Origin of the sequence: Paraburkholderia translucens (assembly GCF_020881035.1) — a bacterium.
Classification (GTDB): domain Bacteria; phylum Pseudomonadota; class Gammaproteobacteria; order Burkholderiales; family Burkholderiaceae; genus Paraburkholderia; species Paraburkholderia translucens.
On record NZ_JAJITC010000001.1, the window covers coordinates 332970 to 353162 of the forward strand.

Consider the following 20193-nt stretch of genomic DNA (forward strand, 5'->3'; position numbering starts at 1 on the left):
GCCCCCATTTTCAGCACTCCGTCAATATTCGCATCAACAAATGATGGCGATGGCGGGCGGGCGCGCGGCGATACGTCAGAACTTCAAGCCATTGAGGAATTGGAACCAAAGATTGCCGAGCGCGCTGACCGGATGCGCGTCGCTGGCGGATTCGTCGCGCCTCGCGTGGTTCGCGCGGTTGGTGTCCGGGGCGTCGTGCGCGGCGGCTGGTTCTTCGGCTCGACCCGTGCTTCGCTCCGACGCAGTCGCCGCCGCGCTCGTTTCCTGCGCGGTTCCCCCCGGTTCCCGTTCGTCCGCTCCAGCCTCTACCTCTTGCGCTCGCTTCGCAGTCTTGCTGGTGCGCTGCGCATTTTGCGCGGCGTGCGCCTCGTCGCGCCGCGCCGCCTGCAATGCCGCGACGCTGTCGGCAATCTGCGCGGCGCGCTGCGCCTCGCATTGCCGCCCAAGCAGCACGCCGAACAGCACGTCGCGATTGTGGCCCTGGTCGGCGAAGCGGATCGCGATCGACACCATCGCCGCATACGCGGCTTCGTCGGCTGCGCGCGCCGCCGCCTCTCGCTCCGCCTGCGCGCGTTGGCGGCGCATGTGCTCCGCCTCCCACTCGCGCATCTGTTCGGCATAAACCGTGTCGTAGACCTTGCGTTGCCCCGCATCGGACAGGATCGCGTACGCGTCCTTGATTTCCTGAAACGCGGCGCGCGCAATGTCCTCGGCGCCGTGGTTGCGGTCCGGATGCCATTTCATGGCGGCTTTCCGGTAAGCCCGCTTGATTTCGTCGTCGGTGGCGTGTGCGGGCACGCCGAGCGTGTCATACAGGGTTGCCATGCTGGGCTCGACCTCGCGGGGAATCCAAGCGGGCATCGTAGCATGCAAAAAACGGCGCGATCGTGAAGCGGCCTCGTTGCGCACACGCGCGTGCGGGCACTGCGGCGCGGCTCGGCGGCTTGCGGCGGGATGGTTATATCGTTAGAACAAAATGTCGCTTAGCGGCGCGGCGGCCGCTCATTAAGATGACGCTTCAAAGTCCGGTTTGCCCCGGCTGGTCCGTTTCCGGCCGTAGGCCTGCCTTGCGGGCGCCGCATGCGTTTTGCATGGACTGCACCATCAGCCGCACCGTGAACCGCAATCGAAGGAGTATTTCATTGAGCAGATCTGATCATTCCCGCCCGCCGCTCGTCGTCGGCATTGGCGGCACGACGCGCGCGGCCTCCTCGACCGAGCGCGCGCTCGCCTTCGCGTTGCGCGGCGCCGAAGCCGCGGGGGCGCAGACCCGCCTGTTCGGCGGCGCCTTTCTGCACAGCCTGCCGCACTACGCGCCGGAACAGCCCGCGCGCACCGGCGAACAACTGGAACTGATCGAGGCCGTGCGCCGCGCGGACGCGGTGATCATCGCGACGCCGGGCTATCACGGCGGCGTGTCCGGGCTCGTGAAGAACGCGCTCGATACGCTCGAGGAATTGCGCGCCGACGAGCGCCCATATCTGGACGGCCGCGCGGTAGGCTGCATCGTTACCGCATACGGCTGGCAGGCGGCCGGCTCCGTGCTGACGTCGCTGCGCTCGATCGCGCACGCGCTGCGTGGCTGGCCGACGCCGTTCGGTGCGGGCATCAACACGCTGGAGACGCGCTTCGATAGCGTGGACAGTTGCTCCGATCCGAAGGTCGCCGAGCAACTCGCGACCGTCGGCCGGCAGGCCGCGCAGTTCGCGCTCGCCTTCAATGCATTGCGAGCGCATGACGGACCTGGTGCACCGAGCCATTCGGCCGTGAGCCTCGCGTCCGCGCCCAACATGACCGCCATCCCCACGGACAGCCGCGCGGCGCGTGTTCTTCACGCGGTCTGAAGCGCTGCCCGCCACACCATGACGCCGCCGCGATCGCGCGTGGCGCCACGCTTTGCGTCGAGCGACCGTGCGCCACATAACAGACACCGCACGGCTGCGCGGATAGTGTGTTCCAACACAGCGGCTTTGATCCAATCCGGGCTTTTTTGATTACCACTCCTGCCTCGCGCTGATTTGCTTTCGACGAAAGATTGGTTCACCCGCTGCGCAGCGCGCCCTACGCTTGACCCTGCCCGCCGCTTCCCAGACCTTCGGCACGACAGGGCCGCGCCGCACGCATTGGTATTCCGCACAAGAATCGCGGACACACTGACAAGTCACGATCATGAACTCACACATCCGCTACAAGGGCTACGAGGTCGAAGCGGCAACGCAACTGCTTCCCAACGGATTGTTCGCCGCCAACCTGAAGATCGAGCAGCGCGACGAGAGCAAGCGCAAGGCGTATTCGTTCGACGCGCTCGACTACTTCTTCGACGAGGAGCACGCGCTCGCTTATGCGTCTAACTGGGGGCGTATGTGGATCGACAATCACCAGTAAGTGGATCGTAGCGCGCATCGGTGCCGATGACGGCAAGCACAGTGCCCGCTGTGCACCACCGGACATCGGCTTCCTGGCGGATGTGCAAGAATAGGCGAACCCTTGCGTTCGCCGTTCGCACGCGTGAGCTGCCCGCCATATCGGCGGATGCCGCCGAAACTCACGCACCCTCTCCCCGGATTTCGCGCTGCCCACGCCGCGAACTCGCGTGAAGGCAAGCCGCACACTCGCATTCGCAGCGCGCCGCCGGCGACGCAGCCATCCCTACGGAGACGCCGGTCATGACATGGACCGTCGACGCACAACTCGCGCTGAGCGCGACACAAGCGGTCGAGGCGTTGCAGTCCGGCCGCCTCAAGGCCGCCGACTACGTCGCCACCCTGCTCGCGCGCGCCGCTGCGCTCACGCACCTGAACGCGCTCACCACGCTCGACTTCCACGGCGCGCTCGCCGCCGCGCAGCGCATCGACGCATTGTCGCCGGCCGAGCGGGCCCGTCTGCCGCTCGCCGGTTTGCCGATCGTCGTCAAGGACAATATCAACACCGCAGGCCTGCCGACCTCGGCCGGCACGCCCGCGCTCGCGGGCTTCGTGCCGAAGACCAACGCGCCATCGGTGCAACGTCTCGTCGATGCGGGCGCGATCGTGCTCGGCAAGGCCAACATGCACGAACTCGCGTTCGGCATCACGAGCACGAACCTCTCCGCCCATGCGGGGCCCGTGCGCAACCCGTACGATCCGTCGCTGATGCCCGGTGGCTCGTCGGGTGGCACCGCCGTGGCCATCGCCGCGCGCATCGCGCCAGCCGGACTCGGCACCGACACCGGCGGCTCGACCCGCATCCCGGCCGCGCTGACCGGCACCGCGGGGTTGCGTCCATCGGTCGGCAATGGCGGTGCCGAGCGGCGCTATCACGACCCCGATGCGGTCGTGCCGATCAGCCATACGCGCGACACCGTTGGGCCGATGGCGCGCAGCGTCGCCGACCTGGCGCTGCTCGACCGCGTGATCACCGGCGACGCTGCCCTGCCCACGATTGCGCTCGATCGCTTGCGCATCGGTCTGCCCGCGCCGCTGTGGGAAGCTCTCGAGCTTCAGGTCGAAGACGTCGCGCGCGCCGCGCTACAGAAGCTGGAAGCCGCTGGCGTCACGTTCGTGCCGGTCGCGATGAGTGAGCTCGAGCATCTGAATGGCATGGTCGGCGGTCCGGTCGCCATTCACGAAGCGCGCGAGGACGTGCTCGCGTGGCTGGTCGCGAATCAGGCACCGGTGCAAACCGTCGCCGAACTGGCCGTGCGCATTGCAAGCCCCGACGTGCGCGCAATCTACGACGACGTACTCGCCGACGTGCTGGGCTCGCACTACACGGCGGCGCTCAACTACTGGCGACCGCGGTTGCAAAGCTACATGGCCGCGACCTTCGCGAATGCCGCGCTCGATGCGTTGCTGTGTCCGACTACGCGGCTCGTCGCGGTCCCGATCGACGATCTGAACGGTTCGTCGACGGTCACGATCGATGGCGGCCCGCCGATCGACACGATGGAAGCGTTCCTGCGCAATACCGATCCGGCCAGCACCTCAGGCATTCCAGGGCTGTCGCTGCCGGCGGGGATGAGCGCGAGTGGCCTGCCTGTCGGTATCGAACTGGATGGCCCGCTCGGCTCGGACAGACGGCTGCTCGCCATCGGCATCGCGATCGAACAGGTACTGGGGGCGCTGCCGCCGCCCGTGCTTTGAGGTTTGTGTTTTAATGCCTGCGCGTTGTTGCCCGCATTCATACGCTTTGCCTGCCCGAACCTCAACCTAAGCGACGATGACGATATCCGCCACCGCCCTCCCATTTCGCGGCCTCGTGCGCCGCGTCGTTCACCTGAGCGCGCTCCTCGCGCTCGCCTTCAATATCGGCGCGTGCGCGCGCCTCTCGACGGTCGATTCCAACGCGCTGTGGAAAATCGTCGACATTCGCTGCGTGCCATCGCAGGAGGCCACCGGAACGCCGGGCCAATGCACGGTCGTCAACCTCGACAAACGCTACGCCGTCCTGAAGGATATTTTCGGCCGCTCGCAGTTTCTGCTGATGCCGACCGATCGCATCACCGGCATCGAAAGTCCGCTGATTCTCGCGCCCGATGCCATGGACTACTGGAGCGACGCGTGGGATTCGCGCCACTACGTGCAGGAAGCGGTCAAACGCGATCTGCCCGACGATCAGCTCGGCCTCGAAATCAACTCCGAATATCGTCGCTCGCAAAACCAGCTGCATATCCATATCGATTGCATGCGGCGCGAAATCAGCGCCGCGCTCGCGAGTCACGCACATGACACGCCCGGCGAATGGCGCTGGGACACGCTCAACGGCGAACGCTACCGCATCATGCGCGTGACCTCGCTGAGCGGCGCCGACGACCCGTTCCGGATCGTCGCGCGCGACAATCCGGACCCGGCGACCATGGCCACGCAAACGATCCTCGTTACCGGCGCGGGACCGTCCGCGGATCGGGATGGCTGGCTGATCGTGAATAGCGGTGTCGACGTCGATGGCGGCACCGGATCGGCCGAAGCGCTGCTCGATCACGCGTGCCGCATAGCCGACGGTCATTGAGCGCTAACCTGCACGCGCTTTGCGCGCCCGCTTTACCACGATTGCGCAGATGCATTGCTCAATAAAATGGTTCGGGCGCACCGCATTGCCTCGTACGATCGGTCTGCACCTGAAACAATACCGCGGGTGCAATCATGCATTCGGACCGATTCAACGATGGCCACCTATCTCGACGACACCCAGCGCAAGCACATCGATCGTCTGGCCGCCAACTGGACCTGGCGCACGCAATGGCCGACGTGGGTGCTGACCGTCGCGATCTACGGTGGCTGGTTCGGCGTCGCCACGCATGCGCTTTTGCTAGGCCTGCCGCTGACGGCGGCGCTGCTGGCCGTCTTCGGCGCGTGGTACATGTCGTTGCAACACGAACTGGTGCATGGCCATCCGACGCGCTCACGATTCGTCAACGCGCTGTTCGGTTTCGCGCCGCTCGCGGTGTGGTTTCCCTATCACGTGTATCGCGACTCGCATCTGCGGCATCACGACGACGCGCGCCTGACCGAGCCTGGCAGCGATCCGGAAAGCTATTTCGTCAGCGCATCGGAGTGGCAACGCGCAGGGACCGCGATGCGTGCGCTGCTGGTTTTGCGCAATACGTTGACCGGCCGATTGCTGGTGGGGCCAGCGTTTTCGATTGCCGCGACGGGTGCGCAAGCGCTCGGCAAGATCCACGACGGCGACTGGCGCGACGTGCCCGGATGGCTCGCGCATCTCGCCGCGCTGGTTGGGCTCACTACGTGGTTGCAACAGGTATGCGGGATACCGGCGTGGGTGTTTATCGTCGGTGTGGGGTATGGCTCGCTCGCGCTTGCATCGGTGCGCTCGTTTCACGAGCATCGGGTGGCGCAGGAGCCCGCGCATCGCACGGTAATCAATGAAGCGGGATGGTTGTGGCGGTTGCTGTTTCTAAACAACAACTATCATCTGGTTCATCACGATTTGCCGCATGTGCCGTGGTTTGCACTTCGGGTGGTCTATGAAGCGTCGCGCCAGCACTACGTCGAGCGCTCCGGAGGCTTTCTGGTAAAGGGTTTTGGCGAATGGTTCAGACGTTATGGACTCGCGGCGGTCGCGCATCCGGTGGCGGTCGATGCGTCCGACGTAGATTCAGGAAATCCGGCGGCGTCCGCCGGTCTTGCGGGTAAATTGCGTGTGAAACTTACGGGAGCTGTCCTTCAAGGAGATGCAGCGATAATGCTTGCCGATCACCACATCAGTGGCATGCCTGTGGTGGACACCGAGGGCAAACTGGTTACGAGCGACGAAGAACGCAAGGCGATCTGCGTCACTGCCGCGAACGTTCGACGGGCCAAAGAGGTGCAGAGTCACCTCGAATATCCGTCCATCCCACTCTACCAGGAAGGCAGGCCATAGCGGGCTGTCCCTGCCCTATGGCGACGTTTGCAGGTCACATCTTCTCCTTCACGCCATGCCTGATGAGCCAATAATTCACCGGATAGGTCGTGATGAAACCCGCCACCATCGCGATTTGCATGCGCACCCAGTACGCCGCGTCCGTCGGTTTGAGGGGTGTGGCGAGTTTGGCAAATGCGATCATGCAACCGAACATGCCGATCTGATAAGCAAGCAGCGAAAGCGTGTCCGCCTTCACCGCTGCGACGATGCCCTGTCGGAGCCCCAGGCCGCGCATCGGTGCAATTGAAAAATACTGGAAGGCCACGCCGATAACATAGGCCAGAACGAACGCCAGTAGTAACCGGCCGGTGAGCGCCGAGCCCGCAATCGTCAGCGACGAAGCGAAGGCCAGCCATTCGCCGATGAAATCGCCCAACGCGCATCCGGCGCCGCAGTGGGTCGCGCCAAGGAAAGTGGCCTGCCACATGGGCGGTTCGCGTTTGGGCGCACCCGGCGTCGAGCGACCGAACCAGAAGTAAAAGACCAAACCTGCCGGCCCCCAATAGAGCATCGTGATTGGCCACACGATCGACATAATGACCATCGGTTGCCGATGCCCGGCCACCCACATGTCCCACACGACGACGCAGGCCGAAAGCACAGACAGCGTAAGCCATACCGCCGGCGCGGCGGTTGACCAGGGTGGCGACATCGCGGATTCTCCCGCAGCGGTAATCCGACAAGAGATGACAATTACGTGTGTCCCCGCACGTCTCACGCAAGATCGGCGGCAAGGGCGCACAAATGCAGCAATCGCTGTTCCCCACTACCTTCCGAACGCTCTGCGCCGGTAACTCGAAAGCGCCTCCGCCGAGGATGCACTCAGAAACTGGCCTTTGTCCGGTTGGTGTCGGTCTGTAGCGGCAGGCGAACGGGTTGCTGGAACTGATCTGTCACTCTGTTACTATGGAAGCAGGCCGATGGACGAAAGCCAATCCTTTTCCGCCATTCGAGAAAGAGATCTGAACTCATGAACCAGCGAAAGGGTCGCGCTCAAAGCGGCCTGATCACAAAGCAAGATTTGGAGTCTATGTCGAACTTCCGCTATCAGCTTCGGAAGTTTCTCCGATACTCCGAAGAAGTCACGCATGCCGCCGGGATTACTCCCCTTCAATATCAGTTGCTGTTGCACGTGAGGGGCGTTCCGGGCAAGACCTGGGCGACTGTCGGCGAACTCGCTGAACGCCTCCAGGCAGCGCCTAATGGTACGGCTGCATTGGTCAACCGGTGCGAGGCCGCGGGACTTGTCGTGCGCAAATCCGGTGAAACCGACCGCCGCCTCGTCGAAGTCCATCTGACATCGAAAGGCGAACGATGCCTGCTCAGCCTGGCCGCCCTCCATCTTGCTGAATACCGGGCGTTCGGCTGGCTGGCCAGTAGCATTGACGTGCAAGGTCAGTGAGACGAGCAAATGTCCCTGCAGCTGGGGAAACCTTTCCGCACACGGTAGCAGCCGATCCGATTCTCGAGTCCTCGTCGATTCGCCGACGGCCTCCTTTCACATCCCGACACACCTGCCTGATTGAAGCCAGTCTCAGCCGGCTCACGCGTCAGTATTTGACGCTCGCACTGCGCATCCGGGCCACGCAAGAAACGGCATACCGATTGCGGTGATGTTGCGCCAGCTTGGCCAATGCCGCTCCAGGCGCAGTGTCCGCCGAATTCATTGGGAGCGATGCCAGGCTCATTACCCGTGCACGTCGAAAAAGCAGGGAGACGACCGAATGCTGAATGCAGTAGCAGGGCTTCTGGTCACGGCCGCCGTGTTTGCGTACCTCAATACGCGCTTTCTTCGTCTACCAATGACGATCGGAATTGCCGGCCTTGCACCTGGTTGTTCGCTGTTTCTGGTCGCGGCCAGTCACCTCGGCGCGCCGGCGCTGCGTACAGCTGCCATTGCGTGGTCGCGACACCTGGCGTTCAGCCAGTTGACCCTTCAGGGAATGCTTTCTCTGCTGCTCTTTGCCGGTGCACTGGATTTGAATGCAAACGTCCTTCGCCGATATACGCTGCAGGTGGCGTTTCTCTCCGTCATCTCGACCGTCCTGTCGGCATGTCTTGTTGGAGCCGGGATGTACTGGGTGCTAAAAATCGGTCGAACGCCGCTGCCAGTCGCGTGGTGCATGGCCTTTGGCGCGCTGATCGCACCGACCGATGCCGTCGCGGTCATCGGTGCGCAGCGTCGACAGCTTTTGGGAACTGGTTGACGCGATATTAAATGCAGTTCTCTTTGCGATGATCGGGCTGGAGGCCGTCACGATTTCTGCACCATTGAGTTCCTGGACGGCGGCGCTGGCCGCCATAGCGCTTACCCTGCTTGCGCGCGTGGCAACGGTCGGTCTGCCGGTAATGGCGTTTCCGGGGTTGTTGCGCCTGCCGGCCGCCTCAGCGCCTCTGCTTGTGCTGGGGGGCCTGCGCGGCGGTATATCTATCGCACTAGCGCTCTCGCTACCAGCTGATTCCGCGCGACAGACGATCGTCATGCTCACTGATCGCAATCGAGCGTAATACTCGCAACGGCGCAAGTAAGCGGGAGGGGTGAACCCCGAATTGCCGTGTCAACCCCGAAGGACCGCGATATTCTCAGGAGTAGCCAGTCCGAAATGGGGATGGCGCTTCACGTCACCATTGTCGCCGTTCTGAAGCCGCGCTACCGCCCAATGCGCTAAGCGCGAAGCTACCCGCACCGAAAGCGGTGTAGCGCTTTGCTTCGCGCGACTTCTCCAGTCGATAGTTCCGCGCGCGAGACCGACGAATCCGCAATTGCACGGAGGGCGACCGGCATGGCTCCATCGGCGTATTTGGCGACCAACATACCGCACGCGGCAATCGCGGCCGAACGCCCTGACGAAAGTCTCGCCTTTGGCCACGAGCCCGCTGTATCCATGGCAACCGGGTCGTCAATAGCTCGATCGGCCGCGGTACCGACGCTCCCGCAAAGAGCTGTGACGGCGACTAGTATTGTCTTCGTCAACTTACAGAAAAGACTGATGGGTGGAAGCATATCCATATCGAGCCTCAAGCTACCATCGATAGCATCTTGAGCGCGGGATACACCACGGAAACGTGCGCTTCGTCCGACAACATCCGTCGCGCCTCCGCATAGCCGCTGCCGAAAGTATGTGCATTCGAACAGAACAACGCCGCCGCGGCGCCCGTAACCGCGCCAAGTAACGCGTACAGGATCAGCGTCAAGGCACTACCAGGCTGATTGGGAATCGCCCCCAACTGCGCGGGCACAAAGAACGCAGGCGCCGCGCCGAAAAAGAGCCGGCCGATGAATGTCGCCGTGCCCGTTGCAATCGCGACGGGCAGGAATGTGTTGACGCTGATCTCCGGCATCATCAATTCCGTCGCGAACAGCACACCGCCAATCGGCGTATTGAACGTCGCGGCGATGCCAGCGCCGGCCCCTGCCGCCACAAGGGTAATACGCTGGCCCGCAGTCATCCGGACCACCTGCCCGAGTGTCGAACCGAGCGCGGAACCGATCTGACTGATGGGCCCCTCACGCCCGACAGCCGCTCCGGAACCGATCGCCAGCGCCGACGCGAGCGATTTCACCACTGCCACCACCGGACGGATCTGGCCACGCCCGTAATAGATCGCATCCATGACCTCCGGTACGCCGTGACCACGCGCCTCGGGAGCAAACGTACTCACGAGCCACGTAACCCCAAGTCCGCCAACCACCGGCACGAGAATCACCAGCACGCCCCACGGCGCCGCGGATGTGAAGTGGCTGGCGTCGTACGCAAACGACAGACGTCCGAGGAAGAATGCGTTATGTACAAGGCCAATCAGGTCTCTGAACACGACTGCCCCCAGGCCGGTGACGATCCTCACGACGAGCGCAAGAGAACACAGCCAGTAGAGCCGCACAGGCACCACGGAGTCCTCGTCGACGTGCGTCACAGCACTCGGTTGTAGCGCAGCGACCTTCACGTGACGCATGTCGCTTTCCGGCTGGCCCGATGGACCGGGATCCCCCGTCATGGCGCCGTCCTTATGGGGAGTAATGTTTAACTTCGCTTATTCATCCTACTCTCCCCCGCGCACTTCGTCTGTCTTTCCGACGTCATGAGGCACCCGCACGCTGTCGCCCCGATACCGGCCCGTCCCCCTGCGTCCCTCGGGACATCGCCACCGTCAGCTGGTCCGGTCCATGCGTTCCATCATGGTCGCCGTTTCGTCCGGTCGGAGCGCACAACGCATGGCGAATGCCATGACGACCGCGCTCCACATTGAAACCAGCAGGATGTCCCACCCAAAACCAATCACATTGCGACCGCCTCCGATGTTACTGAGCCACGACAGCACCCAGATTCCCCCAAACCACGGCAGCAACCAGGAAATGTGCTTCCAACCAAACGCGCTGCCCAGTTTGCGCGCGACAAGATGCTAGTACAGGGCGTAAAGGACGAAGCCGATCGCCATCAGTGAAAAGAGGAACGTGTTGGTCTTGAAGCCGGTCCAGTAGATCACCAGGTTGCTATAGATGAAAGCGAGGGGCGCCAGTACCGATGCACCGCCTACGTGAAATGGTCGCTTAGTACTACAGCCCGTGGATATGGTGGCGTGCCTCCATCATATCCACGGTTGTAGTACTAATAGCGAAAAATTTGAGATCGTTCCACTTTGAAGATCAGCGACAAATATGTCCAGCTGACCAGCCGGTAATTGCGCTCCTCCAGATAGCGAAATATGGCGGAATCTATGACTTCTCTTATTGAACCCAGCGTAGATTCGACAATAATGATCTTTGGTTTATATCTGTCTATATCGATCGATCGCAAGACCTCGTAATCGTGACCTTCCACGTCGATGGAAAGCAGATCGATCTCCTGACCGGCGTATCGGCTGTGCTCGAGAACGTCGTTCAATGTGGTGGTTTCGACGGTCCGGATGGAGACAGGTTTCTGGAGTTCGGCTGCCGCCACTACGGGATCTAAAGTCGAAGTGAGCCCATAATTCGAGAAGTTATAAACTTCCTTGAGCTGTTTCTCGCTGGAGATGGCTGCGCATACATTGACATCATCAGACCGGGCAAGAGAAAACGCTTCAATTTTTACCGGATCCATGTCTATGTTGATGCCGCGCCAACCACGCTTATACAGTGCGTGTGTGTTCGAGAACTTCACTGGGTGGTATGCCCCCACGTCCACGTAAATCCCCTTATTGCACTGGGGACTGATTATCTCGCGCAGCACTGCGTCTTCTCCGAACTGAGAGTAGTACAAACGCGGGCCACGCGTTATCCATGTCTTGCGGACGAGCCAAAGGAAGTGTCCGAACGTCTTGAAGGTCACCATAGCCGCTCCGCGAATGAGTTTCATGCCCGAATAGTCGTTCAGATTTACATCTGCAGATTACTCGATGGTTAGCTGGCCATTCAGCGAAAGTCATAAAACTGTGTATCTTTGGCCGAAACCGTCGAGTGATGCAAAAATTATGCCTTTCTAACACAAAGCGCCTCCCAAAGCGGCCAATAGCGAAGCGCCAGGTCCTTCATCTCGACTCCTGACGACGAACAATCTCTCCTGCTGTCGGCCCTCTATATCCCTGCCGGCCGCAGCTTGAACAAATGCCTCTCGGCTGCATCGGTTCTGCTGCGCTCATGTCTTAAGCCTCCTTTAATTTTGACTACCTACGTTGATTACATCGGATTGGGGAACGGCTGTGCATCGTGCCTTCAATTCCGGGGTGAATTCCGCACAGGGCGAATGTTGCAGTCGCGGGAGAAGTCATGCACTTCGAAAAGTTGAGACACGTTCGGGTGACGGCATGCATGGCAGCGGTAGTTTCCGCAGGCTGTACCAGCGGATCGTCGGCGTCCAGATCGATACCTGACTCTTCGCCTGCCACAGATCCCCCGAGTTCCGGAACGGGGCCCGCCAAAGGCATCGTTCAAGCGTTCTCCACGCTCGCCCAGCAGCACGGCCCCGCCGTGGTCCACACCCGTTCGACGCCGAAAGAGCAGATCGCCACTTCAAATTTCTTTTCGCCTCCGGACGCCGCCGAGGGTGAACGCCGGCAATGCCATTGCATTACCGGGACTGCACGATGGCCACCGGATGTTTGTGCCGCTCGATCTGGGCTCACCCTGTTTTGCGTTGCATCGGCTGTTCAATCCTGAAACGGTCAATGGAGGTTGAAATGAAGTCACAATCTTTTCGGCTACGCGCGTCGGTGGTTGTACTGGCAGCCTGCGGCAGCCAGTACGCGCTCGCGGCCGATATGTCCACTCTCCCCCCTGCCCATACGGACGGAGCCGTCACATACCTGTCTGGGGGAATCGGAAGCGACCAGTCCGCCGCGTTCAAGAGCGCGATGCATAACTACCCTCTTGCTCTTGAGTTCGTCGGCACGACAGCTTCCGGCAATGACTATCTTGCGGATGTGCCAGTGACGATTTCTGACTCACACGGCAAGCACCTGCTGAGCACAAGATCGGACGGCCCGTTCATGCTGGTGTCATTGCCGAGCGGACGGTATGACTTGACCGCTACATATCACGGTAAAACCGAACGCCGGGAAGTCAGCGTTTCGGACGCGACTCACGCTCGCGAGATGTTCGCTTGGCCAATGTAGGCTAAAGCACATTCAATGCGATAGCGGTCAGGGATGTTGATTCCGATGACGGTCGATTACGTCGTTTGGGAAACGCGCAGCTCGGCCGTGCGTTCGACGATGATGGGCACATCATGACAGAACCCAACGCGCGGCTGACACAGGACGAAACGAATGGTCCCGCGGCGCAGGCCAACGATCCATCAGATCAGCCACGCCCCGTGTCTAGTCGCCCCCAGTCTCCGGGTTCGACATCCCGGAGACTCCGGACGCTTCCGGTCCTTCTGCTGACGCTTGTACTCACTATTGCCATCTTGACAGTTGGTATCGGTATTTTTGGCGCCATAGTTCTGCTCTTCTCTCGCGTTATCCACGCGCTCTAGTCTGTGCGGTTTGTGGCAAAAGAATCCGACACGACACTCGTTCAAAACGGCGCTCGGGAGGAAGTTGTTTTAGAGTCGTCCGGCTCCGTGAGCTTCGAAAACTGCAGCGGCTGGTAAGTGGAAGAACTCGAACCCGACATCGATCCTGTTCAGCGCGCAGCCGTAAGACAAGCCTTGCTGCCTGGCGGCGCAAACCGGCTGCTGTCACAGTGTGCATATGTCATTCTGTGCCTTAATATGAATTGCGAAGATGTAGAAGAATTCCTTACATTCAGATGGCTCTACGGCAGGTAACCAGGCTGCGAGCAGGCAAACATTTTTCACGATGTTCAAGAACGAGCTTATCGTTCTGGAATCAAATGAATGCAGACCTGATAACGTGTGGAGTGCGAAGTGGAGTATAGCGAGCAGGATCTCACGGACGGACGTCGTCGGAGGTGGCTGATCGCAACCTCGATTGCCGGAGGTATCGGTGGCGTTGCCACGCTTGTTCCGTTCATTGAGTCATTCGCGCCATCGGCGAAGGCTCGCGCGGCAGGTGCTCCCGTCGCGGCTGACATAGGCAGGTTGGAACCGGGTGACATGATGACCGTTGCGTGGCGTGGCATTCCTGTATTTCTCGTTAACCGGACGCAGCAAATGCTCAAGGACGTGGTGGCAGCAAACCCCATGGTCGCCGATCCCGACACCAAGCATCCGTTTTCCATGCCACTGCCGGATTACTGCAAGAATCAATACCGTTCACGTGCACAGCACCAGCACATTCTCGTGGTAGTGGGAGTCTGCACCCATCTCGGATGTACACCCCGGCCACGGTTTCAGTCAGGTCCGCAGGCAAATCTTCCAGACAACTGGCCGGGTGGATTTCTTTGCCCTTGCCATGGGTCCACCTACGATCTCGCCGGCAGGGTTTTCAAGGACAAGCCTGCACCGCAAAACCTGGACGTGCCGCGCTACATGTCCGAGTCGCCCACAAGCGTTCTGATTGGGCAGGATGAACATGGAGAAGCGTGACCCCACCGCAGGTTTCATGTCGACAGCGAACCGCTGTTGACGGTCGTTATGAAACAGGCGGCTATTGACTGCAATACTCAGGCCGAATCTGTCCCGGACGGCTGGAACCACAGCAAGCCTGCATGACCCCTTTTATGGGTGGCCGCAGCTCCGACCGCAGACTTCCAAAAGTCCTCTTTGATTTAGGCATACTGTGACACAACATACCGTTAACTCGGACATAAGTTTCACCCTCCAGAATCAAGGTGCAGATTTCCCAATCAACCTACCGACTGGAGGACAAAATGAAGACGACCATCATTGGGATCGCCGGCATCGGCATGCTGGTCGCCCCGGTTCTTTCTTTTGCTCAAACGAGCAACCATCCTACGCGCGCAGAAGTACGTTCGGAACTCGTCCAACTCGAAAAAGCCGGCTACAACCCCGCCAGGCGCGACGACGCAACCTACCCACGTGACATTCAGTCTGCCGAAGCGCGCGTTGCGGCCAATGAACCGCGGGCAGACCTATCGGCATCCGGAATGGGCGGGAGTACCAGTCTCACTTCACAGTCGGGAGGGGGCAGCACCGCGCACCACAACACCTCGAAGCTGTACGCACACCATTAATGAAATTACATCAGGGTCCGCGGTGGCGCGGTGTCGGCATCGGGACGACCCGCGTTAACCGCGCCTTAAGGTTTCTGACTCAATCTTTAGCCGGAGGAGATCGCGATCTCCCCGGCATTTCAGAAAGGATCATCGGGAGGTAATCGTCATGAAAACGCTTTTAGGGGCACTCGCCGTTTCGCTCGCTGTTACCGTACCAGCAATTTCCGTCGCGCAGACATCACACGATCCTGTGACCCGTGCGCAGGTCCGCGCTCAACTGGTGCAGCTCGAGCATGCCGGCTACCAATCCAGCAAAACGCACTACCCCGCCGGCATTCAGGCTGCGGAAGCTCGTGTTGCCGCGCAGAACCCTGCCGCAAGCAACGCAACCGCAGCTTACGGCGGTACGACCGTGGGTGCGTCGGAGGCGGGCCATCGCATCTCGAAGGGGACGTGGGACTCGCTGTACGGCCATCCCTAACGCCGGAAAGGATCGAGCGATTCGATGCGGATACTTCTCGTAGAGGACGCCGCACTGATTGGCAGCGGACTGCAGGAGGGACTGCGACGTAAAGGGTTCGCCGCGGACTGGATCCAATCAGGCGACGCCGCGGCACTCGCGTTGCGTACAACGCCGTATGGGCTCGTCCTGCTCGATCTGGGACTGCCAGGCGAGGACGGGCTCACGCTGCTCGCGCGACTACGCCAGCGCAACGATGACACACCGGTGATTATCATCACCGCCCGCGACGCCGTAGCGGACCGCGTCGCAGGCCTTGACGGCGGTGCCGACGACTACATGGTGAAACCGTTCGCGCTCGATGAACTGCTCGCGCGCATGCGTGTAGTACGTCGACGAGAGGGAGGGCGTTCGCGGACAACCCTACAGGTCGGCCCATTGAGACTCGACCCCGCGCAGCACCGGGCGTGGCTGCGCGAGGCCGAAGTATTGATGACGACACGTGAGTTCGCGCTGCTGCACGAACTGATGCACGATCCCGAGGTAGTCGTCTCACGCGAGCAGCTAGAAGAGCGCCTGTACGGCTGGAACGAGGAGGTCGAGAGCAACACGATTCAGGTTCATATTCATAACCTGCGCCGCAAACTCGGCGCACAGGCGATCCGGACCATTCGTGGAGTCGGCTACCAGATGGGAGAGATCGGGTGAAATCGCTTCGCCGGCGCCTGCTCTGGTGGCTGCTCCCGGCGACGTTGCTCACCGGATTACTTGCGAGCGCGGCTACCTACCGAGGAGCGCTGGCGGAGATCGACGAACTACTCAACGACCAGCTCAAGGCAGTGGCACAGCACGTCGTCGTGGAGCCAAATGGACATCTGTCACTGCGAGGGATGCAGGGCGCCAATGAAGACCGGCTTTCGGGAGAACAGTCGCACGATGTGCTGCTCCAGGTCTGGCGGGGCACGAGGCCGGTATTCAGCACGGACATTGACTCGCCTCTCCCGCCACCCTCCGGCGTCGGATTCGCAGATATCGTTGTCGGGGGACAGCTCTGGCACACCTATGTCACACGCGACGGCGGCATGCTCGTTCGCGTCGCGCAAGCAAGGCGTGCGCGCGGGGAAGCAGTGGCCGAAATTGCTATGCACCTCTTCTGGCCAGTTTTGTCGCTGGTCCCCGTTCTTGCCCTCTTCCTGTGGTTCGGGGTCGGCTATGGCTTGAGGCCGCTGACGGATATCGCTGCAAACCTCAAGCAACGGGACGCGAACAACATGCAGACGATCGACACCACGGCGATGCCCGGTGAAGTGAAACCGCTCGTCGATGCTCTGAACGATCTGCTGCTACGCCTCGATGAGGCATTCAAGGCCCAACGCGATTTCATTGCAGACGCGGCGCACGAACTTCGCACGCCGATCATGGGGCTCGGGCTGCAGGCGGAGCTGCTGCCCAAGGCGCTCGACGCAGCGGAACGTGACCTCGTCACCGCACAGATTTGCACAGGCACTGCACGCCTCGCGCATCTCGCCGAGCAACTCCTCACGCTGGCACGGCTCGGTCCCGATTCAATGCCGCCCGCCATGAGCGATCTGGATCTCACTTCACTGGCGCGCTCGGTCGTTGGCGAGCGGGCGCGCCTCGCGCAGGCGAATGCAATCGACCTTGGACTCGTCGCCACTGCAGCGGTCAAGATTCGTGGCAACGAGGACAGTCTGCGTATCCTGCTTAATAACCTCATCGACAACGCCATCCGGTATGCCGGCCCGCATTCGCGCGTCGATGTCGTCGCCAAGGTCGAGGACGGTTCACCAACCCTGATGGTACGCGATACAGGACCAGGCATTGCCGAAGAGGAGCGCGAGCGAGTATGGGAGCGCTTTTATCGCGGAAGCGGACATGCGGCGAGCGGAAGTGGTCTTGGGCTGTCAATAGTGAAGCGCATTGCCGAACAACATCAGGCCGTCGTAGCTCTCGGCAACGGTATCGACGGCTGTGGACTTGCAGTGCGGATTGGTTTTCCCGGGTGTCTTCCGCAGGAGCGAAGCGGCCAGAAAGCATCGACCGTGAATCGTGCCGCGGCGCCCGCTGCCACCGCGCGACATCTCGCCTGAGCACGGCCTCGGAGAATCTCAACCAAGTCGTGCGCAAAAGCTCCTGATTTCAACCGCTTCGGCAGCGCACGTCCGTCATCGCGGCCCGCGACGAGCGGGTACGGCCGTTGCTCGCCCCAGCCAGCATGAAACCCGCGAACAAACCGTTGCCGCCGATGTAGACAAGCGCAACGCCATCACCGAACAGGAGAGTCGCATCATGGCCGAGAATCATCGCCCCACCACACCGATGCCGGAACAACAGCAGCACGTCACACCAGGCCGGACCGCGCCGCTCGATCCGCAGCCGGATCACGGCGAACAGAGTTACCGCGGGTCGGGCCGGCTGGCCGGCAAGGCTGCGATCGTCACGGGCGGCGACAGCGGGATCGGACGCGCGGTGGCGATCGCGTTCGCGCGCGAAGGCGCCGATGTGCTGATCTCCTACCTCGACGAGCACGACGACGCCCGCGAGACCGCGCGCTGGGTGGAAGCCGCGGGCAGGCGGGCAGTCCTGGTGCCCGGCGACATCGCCGACCGTGCGCATTGCCGCGCCATTGTCGAGCGGGCTGTCGAGGCATTTTCGAAACTCGATATTCTCGTCAACAACGCGGCGTTTCAGATGTCGCACACGTCGGTCGACGAGTTCACCGACGACGAGTGGGACCACACCTTCGATACGAACATCGGCGCCATGTTCCGGATCACGAAGGCGGCGCTGGCGCACATGAAAGCGGGCGGCTCGATCATCAACACGACCTCCATCAATGCGGACCGGCCGCGTCCGACGCTGCTAGCGTATGCGGCCACCAAAGGCGCCATCCAGAACTTCACGGGCGGCCTCGCGCAATTGCTGGCCGAGCGCGGCATTCGCGCGAATTGCGTCGCGCCGGGGCCGATCTGGACGCCGCTGATTCCGTCGACGATGCCGCCTGAAGCCGTCAAGGAATTCGGCGCATCGGTGCCGATGAAGCGGCCGGGCCAGCCGGCGGAGCTGGCGCCCGCCTATGTGATGCTGGCGTCGGACGAAGCGAGCTACATCTCGGGCGCGACCATCGCCGTGACGGGCGGTATGCCGGTGATTTGAGCGCGCGTCGGGGATCGGGTTCGTCGCGGCATCGGCAGGCCGTCCGGACTGTCCGTCGTCTGCCCGCATCTCGACGATGAAGCTGTCAAAGGCAAAACGCGCATCGCATTATTCGTCATCCTACAGATTCTACTGACCGATATGCCGATACCCATCAGCGTCGAAGGATGGTACGCGGCTTGCGGCATTGCAGGAGCCGTAACCGTAATCGTAACTACTAGCGAAGGAGGAAAATCATGGGCTCGATCAATCCGCAGGGCGACCACGCAAGCGGCGCCAGGATCGTTGGCGGCGGCCGGGGCGAAGGCCCGGGTCCGGAGGTGATGGCGGCTGCGACACTCGACGGCGACAAGGTAGTGTCTTCCGACGGCGAACACGTGGGCAAGATCTCGGACATCATGCTGGACGTCCGTTCTGGCCGCATCGCTTACGCGGTGCTATCCGAGGGCGGCTTTCTGGGCATGGGCGCGACGCTTCACGCCATTCCATGGAACGCGCTGACGCTCGATACTGCGGAGAAATCCTTCCGCGTGGATATCACGGCGCAGCGGCTAAAAGACGATCCGGGCTTCGACAAGGATCACTGGCCGTCCATGGCAGATCGGGATTGGGCAACGTCTCTCCACTCCTACTACAGCCGCGATCCGTACTGGATCGGGGCGCGCGAAGCGGAAGGGGACATGACGACGCTCCGCACCGACCTTCCGCCCGAGCACTGAAGGAAGCGGGACTTGAACCCCAGCGCGGTGCCCGCAAGGCCGCATCGCCCCGAGCACCGGCGCGGGGGTCACGCTTCCGGAGACGGACATGAACACACTCGAAATAGAACGGCTCCGCCCCACGCAGGTCACTCACGGCATGCGTGAGATTCGGGACAAGACCGCGATGTACAAGGCGTTGAATGGGCACCGCCTCGAGATGGCAATTGCCGACAAGCCGATTCCTGTCGTCTACGGTCCGCGCGGCGCGCCGTACGCAATCGACCACCACCACGTCGCGACGGCGCTCTGGTTCGCCGGCATCAAAAGCGTACCGTTCGTCCTCGTCAGCGATCTTTCGTCACTCCTGGCAGCCGAGTTCTGGCTGACGATGGAAAACAGGCGATGGACATATCCGTACGACGCGCAGGGCCAGCGCGTCGCCTTCGCCGACATGCGGCAGCACGTGTGGGAGTTGGCCGACGATGAATATCGCAGCCTGGCGGCCTCGGTTCGCGACGCGGGCGGATATGAGAAGACGGGTGTTCCACTCGAAGAATTCCGCTGGTCTGACTTCTTCAGACACACTTTGCCGCGGCCGAAAGGCGACGCCGAATTCGAGGCGCTGGTCAAGCAAGCGACGAAGCTCGCAACAAGCCGATCCGCGCTCGGCCTCCCGGGCTACCTGGGACCCCGGGGCTGACAGTGCCACTCGGTTTCACCGCCACCTTCGCCCAAGCGTCGCCATGCCCGTCTCTCCTGCCGTTTTTGCAATGGGTTGCACGTTTTACGCATCTTCCTTCGGCCCAGCAGTCAATTTGATTAGGAATACAGGACAGGTAGCCCGAGCCGGTTCGCATGTCCGAGGTGCCGCTCACTGAACGGTCGCCGTGGCCGCT

Annotated in this window: 21 protein-coding genes; 16 read left to right on the forward strand and 5 right to left on the reverse strand. The window is 61.7% G+C overall.

The window, feature by feature from the left end:
* Nucleotides 1–75: 75 nt before the first annotated feature.
* Nucleotides 76–825 (reverse strand): J domain-containing protein, encoded by a 750-nt coding sequence (locus LJ655_RS01480; protein WP_230559484.1) that lies wholly within the window; start codon nucleotides 823–825, stop codon nucleotides 76–78.
* A 185-nt stretch (nucleotides 826–1010) separates the two neighbouring features.
* On the opposite strand from LJ655_RS01480, the gene LJ655_RS01485 reads away from it, so the two are divergent.
* The 5 genes from LJ655_RS01485 to LJ655_RS01505 all read left to right on the forward strand — a co-directional run bounded on the left by LJ655_RS01485 (nucleotide 1011) and on the right by LJ655_RS01505 (nucleotide 6360).
* Complete coding sequence (locus tag LJ655_RS01485; RefSeq protein ID WP_425605756.1) at nucleotides 1011–1844, forward strand: NADPH-dependent FMN reductase; 834 nt, start codon at nucleotides 1011–1013, stop codon at nucleotides 1842–1844.
* A 325-nt stretch (nucleotides 1845–2169) separates the two neighbouring features.
* Entirely contained in the window at nucleotides 2170–2385 is a 216-nt protein-coding gene (locus LJ655_RS01490) for a transcriptional regulator (RefSeq protein WP_230559486.1), read from the forward strand.
* 281 nt (nucleotides 2386–2666) lie between these two features.
* Complete coding sequence (gene iaaH, locus LJ655_RS01495) at nucleotides 2667–4121, forward strand: indoleacetamide hydrolase (protein ID WP_230559487.1); 1455 nt, start codon at nucleotides 2667–2669, stop codon at nucleotides 4119–4121.
* 76 nt (nucleotides 4122–4197) lie between these two features.
* Nucleotides 4198–4986, forward strand: coding sequence for a CDP-diacylglycerol diphosphatase (locus LJ655_RS01500; protein ID WP_230559488.1), 789 nt, complete (start codon nucleotides 4198–4200; stop codon nucleotides 4984–4986).
* Between the two features lie 156 nt (nucleotides 4987–5142).
* Complete coding sequence (locus LJ655_RS01505; protein ID WP_230559489.1) at nucleotides 5143–6360, forward strand: fatty acid desaturase; 1218 nt, start codon at nucleotides 5143–5145, stop codon at nucleotides 6358–6360.
* 34 nt (nucleotides 6361–6394) lie between these two features.
* On the opposite strand, the gene LJ655_RS01510 is transcribed toward LJ655_RS01505, so the two are convergent.
* Complete coding sequence (locus LJ655_RS01510) at nucleotides 6395–7054, reverse strand: DUF4396 domain-containing protein (protein ID WP_230559490.1); 660 nt, start codon at nucleotides 7052–7054, stop codon at nucleotides 6395–6397.
* Nucleotides 7055–7372: 318 nt separating this feature from the next.
* Here LJ655_RS01510 and LJ655_RS01515 point away from each other — a divergent pair, with 318 nt between their 5' ends.
* Both LJ655_RS01515 and LJ655_RS01520 read left to right on the forward strand, forming a co-directional pair.
* On the forward strand, nucleotides 7373–7804 hold the full coding sequence (locus LJ655_RS01515; protein WP_230559491.1) for a MarR family winged helix-turn-helix transcriptional regulator: 432 nt from the start codon (nucleotides 7373–7375) through the stop codon (nucleotides 7802–7804).
* 322 nt (nucleotides 7805–8126) lie between these two features.
* Nucleotides 8127–8609 (forward strand): cation:proton antiporter domain-containing protein, encoded by a 483-nt coding sequence (locus tag LJ655_RS01520; RefSeq protein ID WP_230559492.1) that lies wholly within the window; start codon nucleotides 8127–8129, stop codon nucleotides 8607–8609.
* Between the two features lie 811 nt (nucleotides 8610–9420).
* Here LJ655_RS01520 and LJ655_RS01525 read toward each other — a convergent pair.
* Both LJ655_RS01525 and LJ655_RS01530 read right to left on the reverse strand, forming a co-directional pair.
* Nucleotides 9421–10398 carry a chloride channel protein gene (locus tag LJ655_RS01525; protein WP_230559493.1) on the reverse strand — a complete coding sequence of 326 codons (978 nt, stop codon included), beginning with the start codon at nucleotides 10396–10398 and terminating at the stop codon, nucleotides 9421–9423.
* A 611-nt stretch (nucleotides 10399–11009) separates the two neighbouring features.
* On the reverse strand, nucleotides 11010–11738 hold the full coding sequence (locus LJ655_RS01530) for an FkbM family methyltransferase (RefSeq protein WP_230559494.1): 729 nt from the start codon (nucleotides 11736–11738) through the stop codon (nucleotides 11010–11012).
* Nucleotides 11739–12558: 820 nt separating this feature from the next.
* Here LJ655_RS01530 and LJ655_RS01535 point away from each other — a divergent pair.
* The 6 genes from LJ655_RS01535 (at nucleotide 12559) to LJ655_RS01560 (ending at nucleotide 17530) form a co-directional block, all read left to right on the forward strand.
* The gene (locus LJ655_RS01535; RefSeq protein WP_230559495.1) at nucleotides 12559–12993 is read left to right on the forward strand and encodes a carboxypeptidase-like regulatory domain-containing protein; all 435 of its coding nucleotides are present in this window, start codon (nucleotides 12559–12561) and stop codon (nucleotides 12991–12993) included.
* 755 nt (nucleotides 12994–13748) lie between these two features.
* The gene (gene petA / locus LJ655_RS01540; protein WP_425605757.1) at nucleotides 13749–14369 is read left to right on the forward strand and encodes a ubiquinol-cytochrome c reductase iron-sulfur subunit; all 621 of its coding nucleotides are present in this window, start codon (nucleotides 13749–13751) and stop codon (nucleotides 14367–14369) included.
* Between the two features lie 284 nt (nucleotides 14370–14653).
* Entirely contained in the window at nucleotides 14654–14977 is a 324-nt protein-coding gene (locus tag LJ655_RS01545) for a DUF4148 domain-containing protein (RefSeq protein ID WP_230559497.1), read from the forward strand.
* A 148-nt stretch (nucleotides 14978–15125) separates the two neighbouring features.
* Nucleotides 15126–15440 carry a DUF4148 domain-containing protein gene (locus LJ655_RS01550; protein WP_230559498.1) on the forward strand — a complete coding sequence of 105 codons (315 nt, stop codon included), beginning with the start codon at nucleotides 15126–15128 and terminating at the stop codon, nucleotides 15438–15440.
* Between the two features lie 24 nt (nucleotides 15441–15464).
* Nucleotides 15465–16127 carry a response regulator gene (locus LJ655_RS01555; protein ID WP_230559499.1) on the forward strand — a complete coding sequence of 221 codons (663 nt, stop codon included), beginning with the start codon at nucleotides 15465–15467 and terminating at the stop codon, nucleotides 16125–16127.
* Nucleotides 16124–17530 carry an ATP-binding protein gene (locus LJ655_RS01560; RefSeq protein ID WP_230559500.1) on the forward strand — a complete coding sequence of 469 codons (1407 nt, stop codon included), beginning with the start codon at nucleotides 16124–16126 and terminating at the stop codon, nucleotides 17528–17530. Before LJ655_RS01555 ends, LJ655_RS01560 begins: the two co-directional genes overlap by 4 nt.
* A gap of 49 nt (nucleotides 17531–17579) precedes the next feature.
* Here LJ655_RS01560 and LJ655_RS01565 read toward each other — a convergent pair whose 3' ends face one another.
* Entirely contained in the window at nucleotides 17580–17744 is a 165-nt protein-coding gene (locus LJ655_RS01565) for a hypothetical protein (RefSeq protein ID WP_230559501.1), read from the reverse strand.
* Between LJ655_RS01565 and LJ655_RS01570 the strand changes: the two genes are divergently transcribed.
* The 3 genes from LJ655_RS01570 to LJ655_RS01580 all read left to right on the forward strand — a co-directional run bounded on the left by LJ655_RS01570 (nucleotide 17730) and on the right by LJ655_RS01580 (nucleotide 19997).
* The gene (locus LJ655_RS01570) at nucleotides 17730–18596 is read left to right on the forward strand and encodes an SDR family oxidoreductase (RefSeq protein WP_230559502.1); all 867 of its coding nucleotides are present in this window, start codon (nucleotides 17730–17732) and stop codon (nucleotides 18594–18596) included. The genes LJ655_RS01565 and LJ655_RS01570 overlap by 15 nt on opposite strands.
* Nucleotides 18597–18832: 236 nt before the next feature.
* Complete coding sequence (locus tag LJ655_RS01575) at nucleotides 18833–19315, forward strand: PRC-barrel domain-containing protein (RefSeq protein WP_230559503.1); 483 nt, start codon at nucleotides 18833–18835, stop codon at nucleotides 19313–19315.
* 88 nt (nucleotides 19316–19403) lie between these two features.
* Entirely contained in the window at nucleotides 19404–19997 is a 594-nt protein-coding gene (locus LJ655_RS01580) for a ParB/Srx family N-terminal domain-containing protein (protein WP_230559504.1), read from the forward strand.
* The last annotated feature ends 196 nt before the right edge of the window (nucleotides 19998–20193 follow it).

What these genes read in the sequence shown, in the direction of transcription:
- LJ655_RS01515 (WP_230559491.1), top strand. Translation starts at nt 7,373, where the DNA reads ATGAACCAGCGAAAGGGTCGCGCTCAAAGCGGCCTGATCACAAAGCAA.
- LJ655_RS01535 (WP_230559495.1), top strand. Translation starts at nt 12,559, where the DNA reads ATGAAGTCACAATCTTTTCGGCTACGCGCGTCGGTGGTTGTACTGGCA.
- LJ655_RS01485 (WP_425605756.1), top strand. Translation starts at nt 1,011, where the DNA reads ATGACGCTTCAAAGTCCGGTTTGCCCCGGCTGGTCCGTTTCCGGCCGT.
- LJ655_RS01520 (WP_230559492.1), top strand. Translation starts at nt 8,127, where the DNA reads ATGCTGAATGCAGTAGCAGGGCTTCTGGTCACGGCCGCCGTGTTTGCG.
- iaaH (WP_230559487.1), top strand. Translation starts at nt 2,667, where the DNA reads ATGACATGGACCGTCGACGCACAACTCGCGCTGAGCGCGACACAAGCG.
- LJ655_RS01525 (WP_230559493.1), bottom strand. Translation starts at nt 10,398, where the DNA reads ATGACGGGGGATCCCGGTCCATCGGGCCAGCCGGAAAGCGACATGCGT.
- LJ655_RS01565 (WP_230559501.1), bottom strand. Translation starts at nt 17,744, where the DNA reads ATGATTCTCGGCCATGATGCGACTCTCCTGTTCGGTGATGGCGTTGCG.
- LJ655_RS01500 (WP_230559488.1), top strand. Translation starts at nt 4,198, where the DNA reads ATGACGATATCCGCCACCGCCCTCCCATTTCGCGGCCTCGTGCGCCGC.
- LJ655_RS01550 (WP_230559498.1), top strand. Translation starts at nt 15,126, where the DNA reads ATGAAAACGCTTTTAGGGGCACTCGCCGTTTCGCTCGCTGTTACCGTA.
- LJ655_RS01555 (WP_230559499.1), top strand. Translation starts at nt 15,465, where the DNA reads ATGCGGATACTTCTCGTAGAGGACGCCGCACTGATTGGCAGCGGACTG.
- LJ655_RS01530 (WP_230559494.1), bottom strand. Translation starts at nt 11,738, where the DNA reads ATGAAACTCATTCGCGGAGCGGCTATGGTGACCTTCAAGACGTTCGGA.
- LJ655_RS01490 (WP_230559486.1), top strand. Translation starts at nt 2,170, where the DNA reads ATGAACTCACACATCCGCTACAAGGGCTACGAGGTCGAAGCGGCAACG.
- LJ655_RS01580 (WP_230559504.1), top strand. Translation starts at nt 19,404, where the DNA reads ATGAACACACTCGAAATAGAACGGCTCCGCCCCACGCAGGTCACTCAC.
- LJ655_RS01575 (WP_230559503.1), top strand. Translation starts at nt 18,833, where the DNA reads ATGGGCTCGATCAATCCGCAGGGCGACCACGCAAGCGGCGCCAGGATC.
- LJ655_RS01570 (WP_230559502.1), top strand. Translation starts at nt 17,730, where the DNA reads ATGGCCGAGAATCATCGCCCCACCACACCGATGCCGGAACAACAGCAG.
- LJ655_RS01505 (WP_230559489.1), top strand. Translation starts at nt 5,143, where the DNA reads ATGGCCACCTATCTCGACGACACCCAGCGCAAGCACATCGATCGTCTG.
- LJ655_RS01545 (WP_230559497.1), top strand. Translation starts at nt 14,654, where the DNA reads ATGAAGACGACCATCATTGGGATCGCCGGCATCGGCATGCTGGTCGCC.
- LJ655_RS01480 (WP_230559484.1), bottom strand. Translation starts at nt 825, where the DNA reads ATGGCAACCCTGTATGACACGCTCGGCGTGCCCGCACACGCCACCGAC.
- LJ655_RS01510 (WP_230559490.1), bottom strand. Translation starts at nt 7,054, where the DNA reads ATGTCGCCACCCTGGTCAACCGCCGCGCCGGCGGTATGGCTTACGCTG.